The sequence below is a fragment of the Streptosporangium sp. LJ11 genome (genome assembly GCF_051918945.1).
Lineage (GTDB): Bacteria > Actinomycetota > Actinomycetes > Streptosporangiales > Streptosporangiaceae > Streptosporangium.
This window is the reverse complement of sequence record NZ_JBPXMB010000002.1, coordinates 81,386-95,270: the sequence shown is the minus strand read 5'-3', so window position 1 is coordinate 95,270 and position 13,885 is coordinate 81,386. Positions and strand designations below refer to the sequence as shown.

Sequence of the window (13,885 nt, the reverse complement as noted above, 5' to 3'; positions counted from 1 at the left end):
CTCACGGGCCGGGGCGCCCCGAAAGACGATCTAGCGCTGGGCCTCGATCATCCAGTGGTGCTTCTCGAGGTCCTGCGTGATCTCGATGAGGAGGTCCTGGGTGACCAGGTCGGGCTGCTCGGCGGCCTCGATGCGCTCACGCATCCGGCGGATGATGGATCCGAGGATGTCCGTCATGGCGGCCACGACCTTGCCGTCGTTGATGTAGCCCGACTCCAGTTGCGGCACCTCGCTGGTGCTCGTGAGCGTGGAGGCCCGGCCGTCGGGGTTGCACCCGAGGGCCACCGCGCGCTCGGCGACGGTGTCCGCGTGCTTCCTGGCCGACGAGACGATCTTGTCGAGCTGCAGGTGCAGTGACCGGAAGTTGTGGCCGATCACGTTCCAGTGGGCCTGCTTGGTCAAGAGCGAAAGGTCGAGCAGGTCGACGAGAGCCCCCTGGAGCACGACGGCAATGGTCTTCTTGTCTTCTGGCGTGAGTGGGCTGGTGATCGCGGACATGAAGTGTCCCCCCTGTTTCGAGCTTAGTTTCCCCTTTGCTACGAAATATCCGTACCCATCTATCTGCCTCCCTATTCCGGCCATCATGTTGACACTGTCATGATTACAGTGTCACCATAGAGACATGGAATGGACCATCGGTGAACTGGCCGAGCGGGCGTCCGCGGCGCTGGCCCCCACCGCCCAGCTCAACGGGCGGGTCAGGGACATGCCCAACGAGCGCCTCATCCGCTGGTATTCGACGATCGGCCTCCTCGACCCCCCGCTGGCCCGCCGGGGCCGCGTGGCCATGTACGGCAGGCGTCACCTGCTCCAGATCGTCGCCGTCAAGCGGCGCCAGTCCGACGGCCGGACCATCGCCGAGATCCAGGCCGAGCTGGCGGGGGCCACCGACCAGACTTTGGAGTCGATCGCCCGGCTCCCCGAGCCCGCGCTGGAAAACGCACCGGAGCACCGGCCGGAGCACGCACCCGGGCACCCGCCCGCGCCTCCGGCAGGGACCGGTTCTCCCCGGGCGGCACGCCCGCGTTTCTGGGCCGGGCCGTCCGCCGCCCTGGCAGCCACCGCCCCGGCGACCACCGACCCCGCTCCGCCGAAGCCGCCCCCGGCCCCGGTCGGCGAAGTCCCGCCCGCTCCGGCCCCTCCTGCTTCCTCCGGCCATGTCCCGCCCGCTCCGGCCCTGTCCGGTAAAGCCCCCTCCGGTAAAGCCCCCTCCGGCAAGACCTTCCCCGCCGCGGTCCCGCAGGCCCAGAACCCGCCCGGCAGGACTCCCCCGGCACCGCCGACCCCGGAAGCCGTGCTCGTCCACGGCGTACGGCTCGCGAACGGCGTGACGCTGGTGCTCGACACGGGCGGACACGCCCCCTCACCCGATGACCTCGCCGAGATCGCCGTCGCTTCGGAGGGACTCCTGTCGCTCCTTCGCGAACGCGGCCTCACACCTCCGGAAGGAATGCACGCATGACCACTTCGATCACCACACTGCCGCCGGAGGAGTGCCTGCCCGTCCCCGACGCCGGGATGGGGGCGCTCGCCACCGAACGCGGCAACCTGCCGCTGGAGAGCGTGGACGTGACCGCCGCCGTGTCCGGCCTGAGCGCCGGGGTCGAGGTGGTCCAGGGCTTCCGCAACCCGCACGACGTGGCCCTTGAGGCGACGTACGTCTTCCCGCTGCCCGACCGGGCCGCCGTGACCGCCTTCAGGATGGAGGCCGACGGCCGGGTCGTCGAGGGCGTGCTCAAGGAGCGCGGCCAGGCCAGGGCCGACTACGACCAGGCGATCTCCCAGGGAAAGCGGGCCGCGATCGCCGAGGAGGACCGGCCGGACGTCTTCACCATGAGGGTCGGCAACATCGTGCCGGGCGAGCGGGTCACCGTGCACCTCACGCTGAACCAGCCGCTCCCGTACGAGGACGGCGCGGCCACCTTCCGCTTCCCGCTGGTCGTCGCCCCCCGCTACGTCCCGGGCACCCCGCTGGACGGCGAGCGCGCGGGCGACGGCTGGGCCCCGGACACCGACGCGGTCCCCGACGCCTCTCGCATCACCCCGCCGGTGCTGCTGCCCGGCTTCCCCAACCCGGTCCGGCTGTCGCTCGCCGTCTCCGTCGACCCCGCCGGTCTGGAGCTGCGCGAGGTCCGTTCCAGCCTGCACGTGGTGCGGGAGGAGGGCACCGTGATCCGCCTCCAGCCGGGTGAGCGGCTGGACCGCGACTTCATCCTGCGCCTGGCCTTCGACGCCTCCACCTCCCTCGCGCTCGCCCCGGACGGAGACGACGAGAGCGAGGGCACGTTCACGCTGACCGTCGTCCCCGAACCGGCGCCCGCCGGGACCGGGGCCAAGGACGTGGTGCTGGTGCTCGACCGCTCGGGCAGCATGACCGGCTGGAAGATGGTGGCCGCCCGGCGCGCCGCCGCGCGCATCGTCGACACGCTCACCTCGGGCGACCGGTTCGCGGTGCTCTCCTTCGATACCGTCGTGGAGTATCCGGACGGGCTCGGCGAGGGACTGTCCGAGGCGTCCGACCGCAACCGCTACCGGGCCGTGGAGCACCTGGCCAGGCTGGAGGCGCGCGGCGGCACCGAGATGTTGTCACCGCTGGAGCGGGCCGCCGCGCTGCTCGCCGACTCCGCCGGGGACCGGGTGCTGGTGCTCGTCACCGACGGGCAGGTCGGCAACGAGGACCAGATCCTGGAGCGGCTCGGCGCCGGGCTGGCCGGGGTGCGGGTGCACACGGTCGGCATCGACAGGGCGGTCAACGCCGGTTTCCTGGGCAGGCTGGCCGGGCTGGGCGGGGGCAGGTGCGAGCTGGTCGAGTCCGAGGACCGGCTGGACGAGGCGATGGAGCACATCCACCGCCGGATCGGCGCCCCCCTGGTCACCGACCTGTCCCTCAAGGCCGACGGGCTCGACCTGGTCACCGAGACGGTCAGCCACGTCGGTTCGATCTACTCGGGCGTCCCGCTCACCGTGCTCGGCCGCTACCGCGGCACGGCCGCCGGAGCGCTGACCGTACGGGGCCTGGGCCCCGACGGCTCGCCGTGGGAGCGGAGGGTCACCGCGTCGACGGTGGACAATCCGGCCGTACGGGCGATCTGGGCGCGGGCGCGGCTGCGGGCCCTGGAGGACCGCTACGCGGCCGGTGACCGGTCCCTGGAGGCCGAGATCGTCGAGACCTCGCTCAGATACGGGGTGCTCTGCCGGTTCACCGCCTTCGTCGCGGTCGACACGCAGGTGGTCGCCGAGGGCGGCCCGGCGCATCGGGTGATCCAGCCGGTGGAGCCGCCCAGCGGCTGGGAGAGCCCGGTCGCCGCCGCGCCGATGATGATGACCTCGATGGCCTTCGAGAGCGCGGCCCCGAGCCCGCCGCCGTCCCCCGGGGCGCCTCCGGGGATGGCCCGTCCCGGCTCCATGCCGAGGTTCGCGGCGAGCCCGGCCGTCGGCGGCCTGCCGCAGGACGCGGCGGCCGGAGGCTTCGACGACCGCGCCCGGATGCTGCGTCCCGCGCCGGCCGGGGCTCCCCCGAGGCAGGGCACGCCGCAGGAGCCGCCGAGGGAGCAGCTCGCCGAGGAGCTGAGGCGGCTGCGCGCCGCGGCCTCCCTGCCCGCCGCCGAGCGGCTGCGCCTGCTGGAGGACCTGGGCAGCCGCCTCGCGGCCCTCGCCGTCTACCTCGGCGGCCACGCGGAGCTGGCGGCCCTGGCCGAGGAGCTGCAGGCCGGCGGGGACGTGGACACCCTGTGGCGGCGGGCCGAGGAGGTCCTGGAGTCTCTGGCGGGCCCCGCAAGGCGACGCCCGTTCTGGAAGCGGTGACCTCCCCGATCCCGCGCCGGGAATCCGTGGCGACCTGAGGGCCCGGAGGTGGTCTCGTGACCGTTCGAACGGTCACGAGACCACCTCCGGGCACGAACACCCGCGAAGAGCGTGCTTCGGGCCGGTTTCCCGGACCCGCCGTCGAACCCGTCGTCCATTCACGATCTCCGTCCTGAAGCCTCACAGACATCTACCGGGCGGCGAGCCGGTTCGGACGACAGCGAGGGGTGACGCGTAGCCGTATCCCGTCGTTTCACGGGGGCGAGATGGAGTCCCCGGCGCGGCGGCGGTCATCGGCACGGCACGGCAGTGGTCATCGGCAGGCCCCTCCCTGGATCCGGCCCTCACGCGGGCGCGGATCACCGGCGGATCACCGTGCGCGGTGAAGATGCCACGAGACCGATATGGGACAGAGCAGGACCAAGGGCGGGAAGAGCGGGGTTCCAACTCGGGCCGCGCCACATAAAGTAGCGGGATGGTGATTCTGGACGGCGGCCTGGCCACCCATTTGGAGGAGCTGGGCGCGGACCTGCGAGACGATCTCTGGTCGGCGAAGATCCTGCTGGAGAACCCCTCCGTGATCCGGCAGGCGCATCTCGACTACTTCGCCGCGGGCGCCGAGGTGGCGATAACGGCGAGTTACCAGGCGAGCATCCCCGCGTTCGTACGGCGCGGTCTGAGCGCCGCCGAGGCCGAGGACCTCATCCTGCTCTCCGTGCACCTGGCCGCCCAGGCCAGGGACGCCCACGGTTCGGGCACCGTGGCCGCCAGCGTCGGCCCGTACGGCGCCTACCTGTCCAACGGCGCCGAGTACACCGGCGACTACGACCTCGACGAGGACGGCCTGACCGACTGGCACCGCGACCGCTGGCACATCCTGGCCGACAGCGAGGCCGACCTGATGGCCTGCGAGACCATCCCGTCCTACACCGAGGCCAGGGCGCTGAGGCGGCTGCTCGCCGAGACGCCGGAGATGCGGGCGTGGGTGAGTTTCTCCTGCCGCGACGGCGAGCACATCAACGACGGCACCCCGCTCAAGATGGCCGCCGGGTTGTTCACCGGGAACCCCCAGGTGATCGCGATCGGCGTCAACTGCACGGCACCGCGCCACGTGCTCAGCCTGATCTCGCAGATCAAGGGCAAGCCCACCATGGTGTATCCCAACTCCGGCGAGGTCTGGGACTCCGCGAACCGGCGCTGGCTCGGGCTGGCCGACCCGGTGGAGTTCGGAGAGGCCGCGGCCGGGTGGACCGCCGCGGGCTCCGCCTTCGTCGGCGGCTGCTGCCGTACCACTCCGGAGCACATCCGCCAGATCCGCACCCACCTCATGGGGTCGGGCACCCCGTGAGGCCCTGACCGGCCACCGCGCGTCCCGCGAGCCCAGGACCCCCGGCCGCGCACCTCCGGGGATCCTGCGGCGGACATCCACTCACCCTCCGGCGGGAACCGCCCCGCCGAGCGCGTCCGCGGGCGGGATCCCGGCATCGGGGCGGGGCTCGTAGCGCTCCAGGTGCTGGGTGCGCCGGACCAGGGCGCGCAGGTCGGCGAGGGTGCCGGAGACGACCCCGTCGGCTCTGGCCTGGACCAGGACGTTGCCGGTCGAGGTGGCCTCGACCGGCCCCGCGACCACGGGGAGGCCACAGGCGTCGGCGGTGAGCCGGCAGAGCAGCGCGTTGCGCGAGCCTCCCCCGACGATGTGGATCGTGTCCACCGCCTGCCCGGTGAGCCGCCGGGCGTCCTCGATCGCCGCCCGGTGGGCCAGCGCCAGGGAGTCGATCACGCATCGGACGGTCTGGGCGCGGGTCTCCGGCACGGGCCTGCCGGTACGGCGGCAGAAGTCGGCGATGCGTCCGGGCATGTCGCCGGGCGCGTGGAAGATCGGGTCGTCGGCGTCCACGACCGACCGGAACGGCACCTCCCCGGCGGCCTGCCCGAGCAGTTCCTCCAGGTCGACCCGCCCTCCCGGCGCCCCGGCAGGCGAGTCCCCGGCGTCGGCCGAAGCCCCGCCGGCCGGCTCTTCGGGCGACCCGGTGAACGACCCGGTGGACGGCTCCGCGCCGGGCGGGGTCTCCGCCGGGGCGGCCTCCGCCTCCCAGGTGCGGATGCACTCCTGCAGCAGCCACAACCCGGTGACGTTACGCAGGTAGCGCACGGTGCCGTCGATGCCCGCCTCGTTGGTGAAGTTGGCCCGCCGCCCCTCCTCGCTGATCATGGGCTGGTCCAGCTCGACGCCGACCAGCGACCAGGTGCCGCAGGAGATGTAGGCGAACCGCTCGCTCTCCGCGGGGACCGCCGCCACCGCGGAGGCGGTGTCGTGGGAACCGACCGCGATGACCCGGGTGTCCGGGGAGAGCCCGAGCTCGCCCGCGACCTCCGGCGCCAGCGGGCCGATCACCTCGCCGGGGCGCCGGATCGGCGGCAGGATCCTGGCCGCGGGGCCGAGGCCGCCCGTCAGAACGGTGTCCCACCGGCGGGTCCTGGCGTCGAGCAGCTGGGTGGTGGAGGCGTTGGTCAGTTCCGCGCCGACCTCCCCGGTCAGCCAGTACGCGATCAGGTCGGGAATGAGCAGCAACGTCGAGGCCGAGGCCAGCCGGGTCTCGGCGGCGAGCTGGTGGATGGTGTTGAACGGCTGGCGGGCGATGCCGGTGCGGGCGTAGAGCTCCTCGAAGGGGACCCGGCTGGCCGTCTTCTCGGTGCGGGCGTCACGGTAGTGGACAGGATTGCCGAGCAGCGCGCCGTCCTCGTCCAGGAGCCCGTAGTCGACGGCCCAGGAGTCGATCCCGATGCCGTCGACGGGGCCCGCCGCGCGCAGGCCGTCCAGCACTCCCCGGTGGATCCGCAGGATGTCCCAGTACAGCGTGCCTCCGGCCCGGACGGGCACGTTCGCGAAACGGTGCACCTCGCGCAGTTCCAGGGTGTCCGGCCCGATCTCGGCGACGACCACCCGGCCGCTCGACGCGCCGAGGTCGACCGCGGCGTACCGCCCGGTCCGCCCGGTCCGCCCGGCCGGCACGGTCTGCGCGTGCTGCCCGGACCGCGCCGACGGCGCGGACTGTTCGGATCGCGCGAACCCTCCGGTCCCCGGTGCCGACTGCATGCGAGCCCCTCTCAGAAAGCGGGAAACAGGATGAGAAATCAGGAAGCGGGAACGTCCCCGTCCGCCTCGCGGTACGGGAGCCGGACGAGGAGAACCGAGGACCGGCGGTCAGCGCAGGAAGGCCGCCGCGACGCCCGCGTCGACCGGGATGTGCAGCCCGGTGGTCTGGGTGAGCTGGGTCAGCTGGAAGACCGCCCCCGCGACGTGCTCGGGCAGCACCTCGCGCTTGAGCAGGGTGCGCTGCGCGTAGTACTCGCCCAGTTTCTCCTCCTCCACCCCGTACACCGCGGCCCGGTTGGCCCCCCACCCCGAGGCGAAGATGCCGGACCCGCGTACCACCCCGTCGGGGTTGACGCCGTTGACGCGGATCCCGTGCCCGCCGAGCTCGGCCGCCAGCAACCGCACCTGGTGCGCCTGGTCGGCCTTGGCCGCCCCGTAGGCCACGTTGTTCGGTCCGGCGAACACCGCGTTCTTGGAGGAGATGTACACGATCTCCCCGCCCATCCCCTGGGCGATCATCACCCGGGCGCTCTCCCGCGAGACCAGGAACGACCCGCGGGCCATCACGCCGTGCTGCAGGTCCCAGTCTGCCGTCGTGGTCTCCAGCAGCGAGCGCGACAGCGACAGGCCCGCGTTGTTGACGATCAGGTCCACCCCGCCGAACGCCAGTACCGCCGCCCGGAGCGCGGCGACCACCTGTGCCTCGTCGGTGACGTCCACCTCCACCGCGACCGCGACGTCCTCGGGCCGGTACGCCTTCGCGCCCAGCTCGGCGGCCACCTTCCGCGCGGCGCCGAGGTCGCGGTCGGCCACCACCACGCACGCCCCCTCGGCGGCGAGCCGGCGCGCGGTCGCCGCCCCGATGCCCGAGCCGCCGCCGGTCACCACGGCCACCCGCGTCGCCAGCGGGCGGGCGGGCGGCATCCGGCGCAGCTTGGCCTCCTCCAGTTCCCAGTACTCGATCCGGAACTTCTCGCTCTCCTCGATCGGCGCGTACGAGGAGAGCGCCTCGGCGCCGCGCATCACGTTGACGGCGTTGACGTAGAACTCCCCGGCCACCCGCGCGGTCTGCTTGTCCTTGCCGAAGGAGAACATGCCCACCCCCGGCACCAGCACGATCGCCGGGTCGGCACCGCGCATCGCGGGCGAGCCCTCCACTGCGTGCCGCCGGTAGTAGGCCGCGTACTCCTCGCGGTAGGCGGCGTGCAGTTCCCGCAGCCGGGCGACCACGTCCTCGATCGGCGCGCCGGCGGGCAGGTCCACCACCAGCGGGGCCACCTTGGTCCGCAGGAAGTGGTCGGGGCACGAGGTGCCCAGCGCGGCCAGTTCGGGGTGGCGCTCGCGCGACAGGAAGTCCAGCACCTCGCCGGTGGCGGTGTAGTGGCCGACCTGCGGGGCGTCGGTGGAGGCCAGCCCGCGCACCACGGGGAACAGCGCCGCCGCCCGCGCGGCCCGCGCCTCCTCGTCCAACGGCTCGTACCCGGCGAGCACCGGCCCGAACGGCTCCGCCCTGCCGTGCTCGGCGATGTACGCCTCCGCGGTGCGGATGATCTCCAGCGAGTTGGCCTCGCAGGTGGCCGAGGTGTCGCCCCAGGCGGTGATGCCGTGCCCGCCCAGGACGCACCCGATCGCCCGGGGGTTGTCCTTCTTGATCGCCGCGATGTCCAGTCCCAGCTGGAAACCGGGCCGCCGCCAGGGCACCCACACCACCCGGTCCCCGAAGATCCGCGCCGTCAGCGCCTCCCCGTCGGCGGCGGTGGCGATCGCGATCCCCGCGTCGGGGTGCAGGTGGTCCACGTGTGCCGCGTCCACCAGGCCGTGCATCGCGGTGTCGATCGAGGGCGCGGCGCCGCCCGTGCCGAAGGCGCAGAAGTCGAACGCCGCGACCATCTCGTCCTCGCGCTCGACCCCGGGGTACACCCCCGCCAGCGCCCGCAGCCGGTCCAGCCGCAGCACCGCCAGGCCGCGCTCGGCCAGGGTGCCCAGGTCTCCCCCGGAACCCTTGACCCACATCACCTCGGCCGGGGTCCCGGTCACGGGATCGGCCGCCGTCCCCTTGGCCGAGGTGTTGCCCCCCGCGAAGTTCGTGTTCCGCGGATCGGCCCCCAGCGCGTGCGACCGCTGCAGCAGTTCCTCAACCGGCGACGTCATGACACCTCTCCGCTCGCTCGTTCACCCGTCACCTCCCGCGGACACCCGGCGGGGCCTTCGTGGGAGACCCGGGGCGCGGCGAGGTGAGATCTTTTTAAAAACGTTTTAACGACGGTGAAAAAGCTATGTGACACGCATGACACTGTCAACGCCCCCGTGTCGGATCGCGGGCCGGAAACCGTCAGGTGGGCCGAAAGTACCGGTGCCGACTGGCGGACCATCGGTTGTTACGTTTTAATCAATGCACATGAGTTCGGTGAGCATAAAGGAAGTCGCGACACGGGCCGGGGTGTCCCCCGGCACGGTCTCCAACGTGCTCAACCGCCCGGAGAAGGTCGCCGAGGCCACCCGCACCCGGGTCGAGGAGGCCATCCGCGACCTCGGGTTCGTCCGGCACGGCTCCGCCTCCAGCCTCCGGGCCGGGCACAGCCGCACCGTCGGCCTGTCGGTGATCGACATCGGCAACCCCTTCTTCACCGACGTGGCGGCGGGGGTCGAGGAGGTGGCCAGCGAGCGCGGATACGCGGTGATCCTGGGCAACTCCTCGGGCGACCGGCTCAAGGAGGAGCGCAACCTGCTCGTCTTCGCCGAGCAGCGGGTCCGCGGGGTGCTCATCACGCCCGCCGGGGAGAACCTGGCCAAGCTCGACCAGCTCAAGGAACGCGGCATCAGCGTGGTGCTGGTGGACCACCCCGCCGAACGCGCCGACCAGTGCTCGGTCGCGGTCAACGACATCACCGGTGGCTCGCTGGCGGTCTCCCACCTGCTGTCCACCGGCGCCGAGCGGATCGCCTACGTCACCGGCCCCCTCACCATCCGCCAGTGCGCCGACCGCCTGATCGGCGCGGAGCGGGCGCTGGCCGCGGCGGGCCGCGACCCCGGGGAGGCGCTGGAGGAGATCGCGATGGGCGCGATGAACGCCAGGTCGGGGCAGCAGGCGGCGGAGAAGATGATCGCCGGGGGGCGTCTGCCCGACGCCGTGTTCTGCGCGAACGACCTGCTCGCCCTGGGCATGCTGCGCGGGCTGCTCCAGGCGGGCGTGCGGGTCCCCCGGGACATCTCCCTCATCGGCTACGACGACATCGACTTCGCCTCGGCGTCGACGGTCTCGCTCAGCTCCGTCCGGCAGCCGACCCACCGGCTCGGCCGGGTCGCCACCGAGCTGCTGCTGGACGAGTGCGACAACCCCGAGTCGCACGCCCATCAGCAGATCATGTTCCAGCCCGAGCTGGTCATCCGCGAGTCGACTCTCTGAGCCCGCCTCAGCCGGTGGTCCCGTCTCCACCCGGGGAAGGACGCCGGCGCGCCTCCTTGGCGGCCTGCCTGGCCGCCTCCTTCGCCTCCTTGGCGGCGCGGGCGGCCTCGACCTTGGCGCTCGCGGCGTATTTGTCGACGTACTCCTGACCCGAGAGCTCCATCAGCGCGTACATGATCTCGTCGGTGACGGCGCGCAGGACGAGGCGGTCCTCCTCCATCCCGTAGTAGCGGGCGAAGTCGAGCGGCTTGCCGAACTTCACCCCCGGGCGGATGCCCAGCTTGGGAAGGACGCTGCCCGGGGGCATCATCTCGAAGGTGTTGACCATCGCCCACGGAATGACCGGCACGCGCGACTCCAGCGCCAGGCGGGCCACACCGGTCTTGCCCTTGTAGAGGCGGCCGTCGTGGGAGCGGGTCCCCTCCGGGTAGATGGCGAGCACGTGCCCCTCGTCGAGGATGCGTCTGCCGGTGCGCAGGGCCGCCTCGCTGGCCTTGCCTCCGGAGCGGTCGATGGGGACGGTGCCGACACCGCTGAAGAAGGCCTTGCTCATCATTCCCTTGAGACCGCGGCCGGTGAAGTAGTCGGACTTGCCGAGGGAGATCACCTTGCGCCGCAGGAACAGCGCCCCGAAGAAGTGGTCGGCGAACGACAGGTGGTTTCCGGCCAGGATCACCGGCCCTTCCTTCGGCACGTTCCCCACGCCCTCCACCCAGGGACGGAAAATCAGATGGAGGAAGGGCGAGAGGATGGCCTTCACCACCCAGTAGAACACTCGATGCTCCTTCGGTTGACAGGCGTGGACCTGGAGTTATCCTCCCACTTCCGATCCCGGTCACCTACCCCACCGAACCACCCAAATCGACCTCTCGCAAAACACGTCCCAGTCGTGCGACGATCGGGCGAAACTTACTAGGAGCCGCGATGCCAGTCATGCCCGGTGCGGAGGCGTACCACCATGCGGGGGGACAGATCGGCGTCCTGCTCTGCCACGGATTCACCGGATCGCCACAGTCGTTGCGCCCCTGGGGTGAATACCTGGCGGCGGCGGGCATGACGGTGGCGCTCCCGAGGCTGCCCGGCCACGGCACCACCTGGCGGGAGATGGCGCGCACCCGCTGGGAGGACTGGTACGCCGAGCTGGACAAGGCCCTGGCGGACCTGCGCGGCAGCTGCGCCGAGGTCTTCGTCATGGGCCTGTCGCTCGGCGGGTGCATGGCGCTGCGGCTGGCCGAGGTGCACGGTGACGGGATCAAGGGACTGGTGGTCGTCAACCCGTCGATCGTCAACGACGTGCCACTGCTCAGGCTGGCTCCCCTGCTCAGGTTCGTGGTCGCGTCGGTGCCCGGCGTCGCCGGGGACATCAAGAAGGAGGGGGCGGCCGAACTCGGCTACACGCGTACGCCGGTCAAGGCCGCGGCCACCCTCCTGCGGCTGTGGTCGTTGACCCGATCGGAGCTGGGTAAGATCACCCAGCCCGTCCTGGTTTTCCATAGTCCGCAGGATCATGTTGTGAAACCGGGGAGTGTGCGTATTCTGCGTGAGAGGCTGACCGGGGGGAATCTGAATGTGGTGGAGCTCGCCGACAGCTATCACGTCGCGACGCTTGACAACGACGCTGATCGGATCTTTGCGGGGAGCCTGGAGTTCATCACCGCGAACGCGTCTGTACCCTTGCAGAGAGACTGATCGCGAGCGGGGGATGCGCGGTCTCCGGGAGAAAGTGATCGGCTGATGAACAACGGGCCCAGCTAGGTGACACCTCAAAGCGATGAGGACGAGGTCTGGCGTCAGATCGTCGCGTCCTTCAACGACACCGCCGAGCGTGACTCGGCGAATCAGCCGTGGCCGGACAGTGAGAACCTTCCGGCCGAGCCTCCGCGACGGGTGATCAAACAGTCGGACGAGGAGGACCTCCTGCGGGAGGACGACCCCGCGGACGACACCGAATCCAGTACGGAACAGCCCGACGGCGAGGACGAAGAGGGGCACTACGTGCCCCCGCCCCCGCCCCCACTGCCCAAGACCGACGCCACCACCAAGATCGCATGGCTGGCACTGTTCGGCGGTCCCGCCTACCTGCTGCTGAGCGCCGCGCTCAACTGGAACCTGCAGGGGTGGATGCTCTTCACCGCGGTCGCCGCGTTCATCGGCGGTTTCGTGGCGCTGGTGGTCCGCATGGGCGACGGCCCGCCCAACGACTCCGGCTGGGACGACGGCGCCGTCATCTGAGCGGGGCGCCCGGCCACGGCCACCCCACCCGAACGGGTCCTCGGCCGCGGTCGTCCGAGCGGGCCATCTGCCACGCTCGCCCGAGCGGGTCGTCCACGATCGCCGGGCACGACCGTCGCCGCCCGGCTACGGCTTGGCGCGCTCCGAGGTGCCGAAGCGCTCGATCACGTCGGTGTACTTGCCGGAGGCGTCGACCACGTGGCCGACGGTCCACACGGTGCCGGTGCCCGGCAGGTAGGCCACCGACTGGAGCCGCACCGTCCGGGGGGCGGCGGTCTCCGGACCGCGCAGCGCCTTGACCGTGCGTCCGTCGTAGCGGAGCAGGAACGCCTCGCCGGGCCGTTCCAGGTCGACCCCGGAGATCCAGAAGTGACCCTTGCGGTCACCCGTCACCCCGTACAGGCGGACGTCGCCGGCGGGGAGGGACACCCGAGACCACTTCTTGCCGTTCCACGACAGGACCAGCGGGACGATCCCACCGGCCTCCCGGTAGACGCCGCCGACGGCGAGGGCCCGCTTGGGCCCGTCGAGGTGGACGTCACGCAGATAGCCGCCGGCGATATCGGGGGCCTTGAAGGTCTTCCAGCGCCCGCCGGACTGCTTCATGATCAACGGCTTGCCACCGGTGTCGCCCACCGCCCACCCGTCGTTCTTGCCCGACAGCGCCACCCCGTACAGCGTGCCCCGGTCGGGAAGGTGGGTGAGCTTCCACTTCGAGCCGGTGCCGGTGACGACCATGGGCAGCTTGTCGCGGCGGCCGACCGCGACCACCCGGCCGGGAACGGCCGCCACCCCGCCCAGCCAGTCGCCCGAGTGCAGCTTGTCGACGATGACCCTGTCGAAGGACGCCCCGTCCCCCCTCGCCAGATAGGGGAGGCCGTCGTGCCCCTCGCCGACGGCCCACAGCTCGGTCGCCGAGGCCGCCGCGACGGAACGCAGGGGCCCGGCGCCGGTCGGGTCGTTGCGGATGCCGACCTCGTTCCAGGAGGAACCGTCCCAGTGGGTGATCGCGCCGCGGCTCTGCCAGACGTCCCAGACGCTCTGCTGGCCGACCGCCCACACGCTCGTGGCCGAGACCCCCGCCACGTCGGACAGCGATCCGTCGCTGCTCAGGCCCGCGCTCACCGGAGCCTGCCATGCCTCGGCCGCGGGCGGGCTGACGGGATCGGCGTGGGCTGGGAACGTTTGCGGAGACAGCAGGAGCAGGCCTCCCGCGCAGAGAACCAGCGCACGCCGCGGAAGGCGACGGGTCATGTTTCAAATGGTACGGGGCTCGCGCGCTCCCCGTGTGCCGGTCTCCCCACTTGACCGGCGCGATCTGGAAAGACGGCCTGTCCTTGGTCATC

11 protein-coding genes are annotated in these 13,885 nt (G+C 71.7%); 6 read left to right on the top strand and 5 right to left on the bottom strand.

Going from position 1 to position 13,885, the window contains the following annotated elements; genetic code table 11:
- Positions 1-30: 30 nt before the first annotated feature.
- Positions 31-498, bottom strand: coding sequence for a Dps family protein (locus ACTOQ3_RS03000; protein WP_440081858.1), 468 nt, complete (start codon positions 496-498; stop codon positions 31-33).
- Between the two features lie 124 nt (positions 499-622).
- Here ACTOQ3_RS03000 and ACTOQ3_RS02995 point away from each other — a divergent pair, with 124 nt between their 5' ends.
- From ACTOQ3_RS02995 to mmuM, 3 genes are all read left to right on the top strand, one after another.
- Positions 623-1,462, top strand: a complete 840-nt coding sequence (locus ACTOQ3_RS02995; RefSeq protein WP_440081856.1) for a MerR family transcriptional regulator — start codon at positions 623-625, stop codon at positions 1,460-1,462.
- Positions 1,459-3,804: a VIT domain-containing protein gene (locus ACTOQ3_RS02990; RefSeq protein ID WP_440081854.1), complete on the top strand. Its 2,346-nt coding sequence runs from the start codon at positions 1,459-1,461 to the stop codon at positions 3,802-3,804. The genes ACTOQ3_RS02995 and ACTOQ3_RS02990 overlap by 4 nt, the downstream gene beginning before the upstream one ends.
- 475 nt (positions 3,805-4,279) lie before the next feature.
- Positions 4,280-5,152 (top strand): homocysteine S-methyltransferase, encoded by an 873-nt coding sequence (gene mmuM, locus ACTOQ3_RS02985; RefSeq protein WP_440081852.1) that lies wholly within the window; start codon positions 4,280-4,282, stop codon positions 5,150-5,152.
- 81 nt (positions 5,153-5,233) lie between these two features.
- Here mmuM and ACTOQ3_RS02980 read toward each other — a convergent pair whose 3' ends face one another.
- A complete protein-coding gene (locus ACTOQ3_RS02980; protein ID WP_440081850.1) occupies positions 5,234-6,901 on the bottom strand; it encodes a rhamnulokinase in 1,668 nt (555 codons plus the stop codon).
- 108 nt (positions 6,902-7,009) lie between these two features.
- Positions 7,010-9,052 (bottom strand): bifunctional aldolase/short-chain dehydrogenase, encoded by a 2,043-nt coding sequence (locus tag ACTOQ3_RS02975; protein WP_440081848.1) that lies wholly within the window; start codon positions 9,050-9,052, stop codon positions 7,010-7,012.
- A gap of 247 nt (positions 9,053-9,299) precedes the next feature.
- Between ACTOQ3_RS02975 and ACTOQ3_RS02970 the strand changes: the two genes are divergently transcribed.
- Complete coding sequence (locus tag ACTOQ3_RS02970; protein ID WP_440081846.1) at positions 9,300-10,307, top strand: LacI family DNA-binding transcriptional regulator; 1,008 nt, start codon at positions 9,300-9,302, stop codon at positions 10,305-10,307.
- 7 nt (positions 10,308-10,314) lie between these two features.
- Here the strand turns inward: ACTOQ3_RS02970 and ACTOQ3_RS02965 are convergent, their stop codons facing one another.
- Positions 10,315-11,082 carry a lysophospholipid acyltransferase family protein gene (locus ACTOQ3_RS02965; RefSeq protein ID WP_440081844.1) on the bottom strand — a complete coding sequence of 256 codons (768 nt, stop codon included), beginning with the start codon at positions 11,080-11,082 and terminating at the stop codon, positions 10,315-10,317.
- 149 nt (positions 11,083-11,231) lie between these two features.
- On the opposite strand from ACTOQ3_RS02965, the gene ACTOQ3_RS02960 reads away from it, so the two are divergent.
- Complete coding sequence (locus ACTOQ3_RS02960) at positions 11,232-11,996, top strand: alpha/beta hydrolase (protein ID WP_440081843.1); 765 nt, start codon at positions 11,232-11,234, stop codon at positions 11,994-11,996.
- 198 nt (positions 11,997-12,194) lie between these two features.
- Positions 12,195-12,539, top strand: a complete 345-nt coding sequence (locus ACTOQ3_RS02955) for a hypothetical protein (RefSeq protein ID WP_440081841.1) — start codon at positions 12,195-12,197, stop codon at positions 12,537-12,539.
- A 126-nt stretch (positions 12,540-12,665) separates the two neighbouring features.
- Here ACTOQ3_RS02955 and ACTOQ3_RS02950 read toward each other — a convergent pair whose 3' ends face one another.
- Positions 12,666-13,793: a hypothetical protein gene (locus tag ACTOQ3_RS02950; protein ID WP_440081839.1), complete on the bottom strand. Its 1,128-nt coding sequence runs from the start codon at positions 13,791-13,793 to the stop codon at positions 12,666-12,668.
- Positions 13,794-13,885 lie beyond the last annotated feature (92 nt).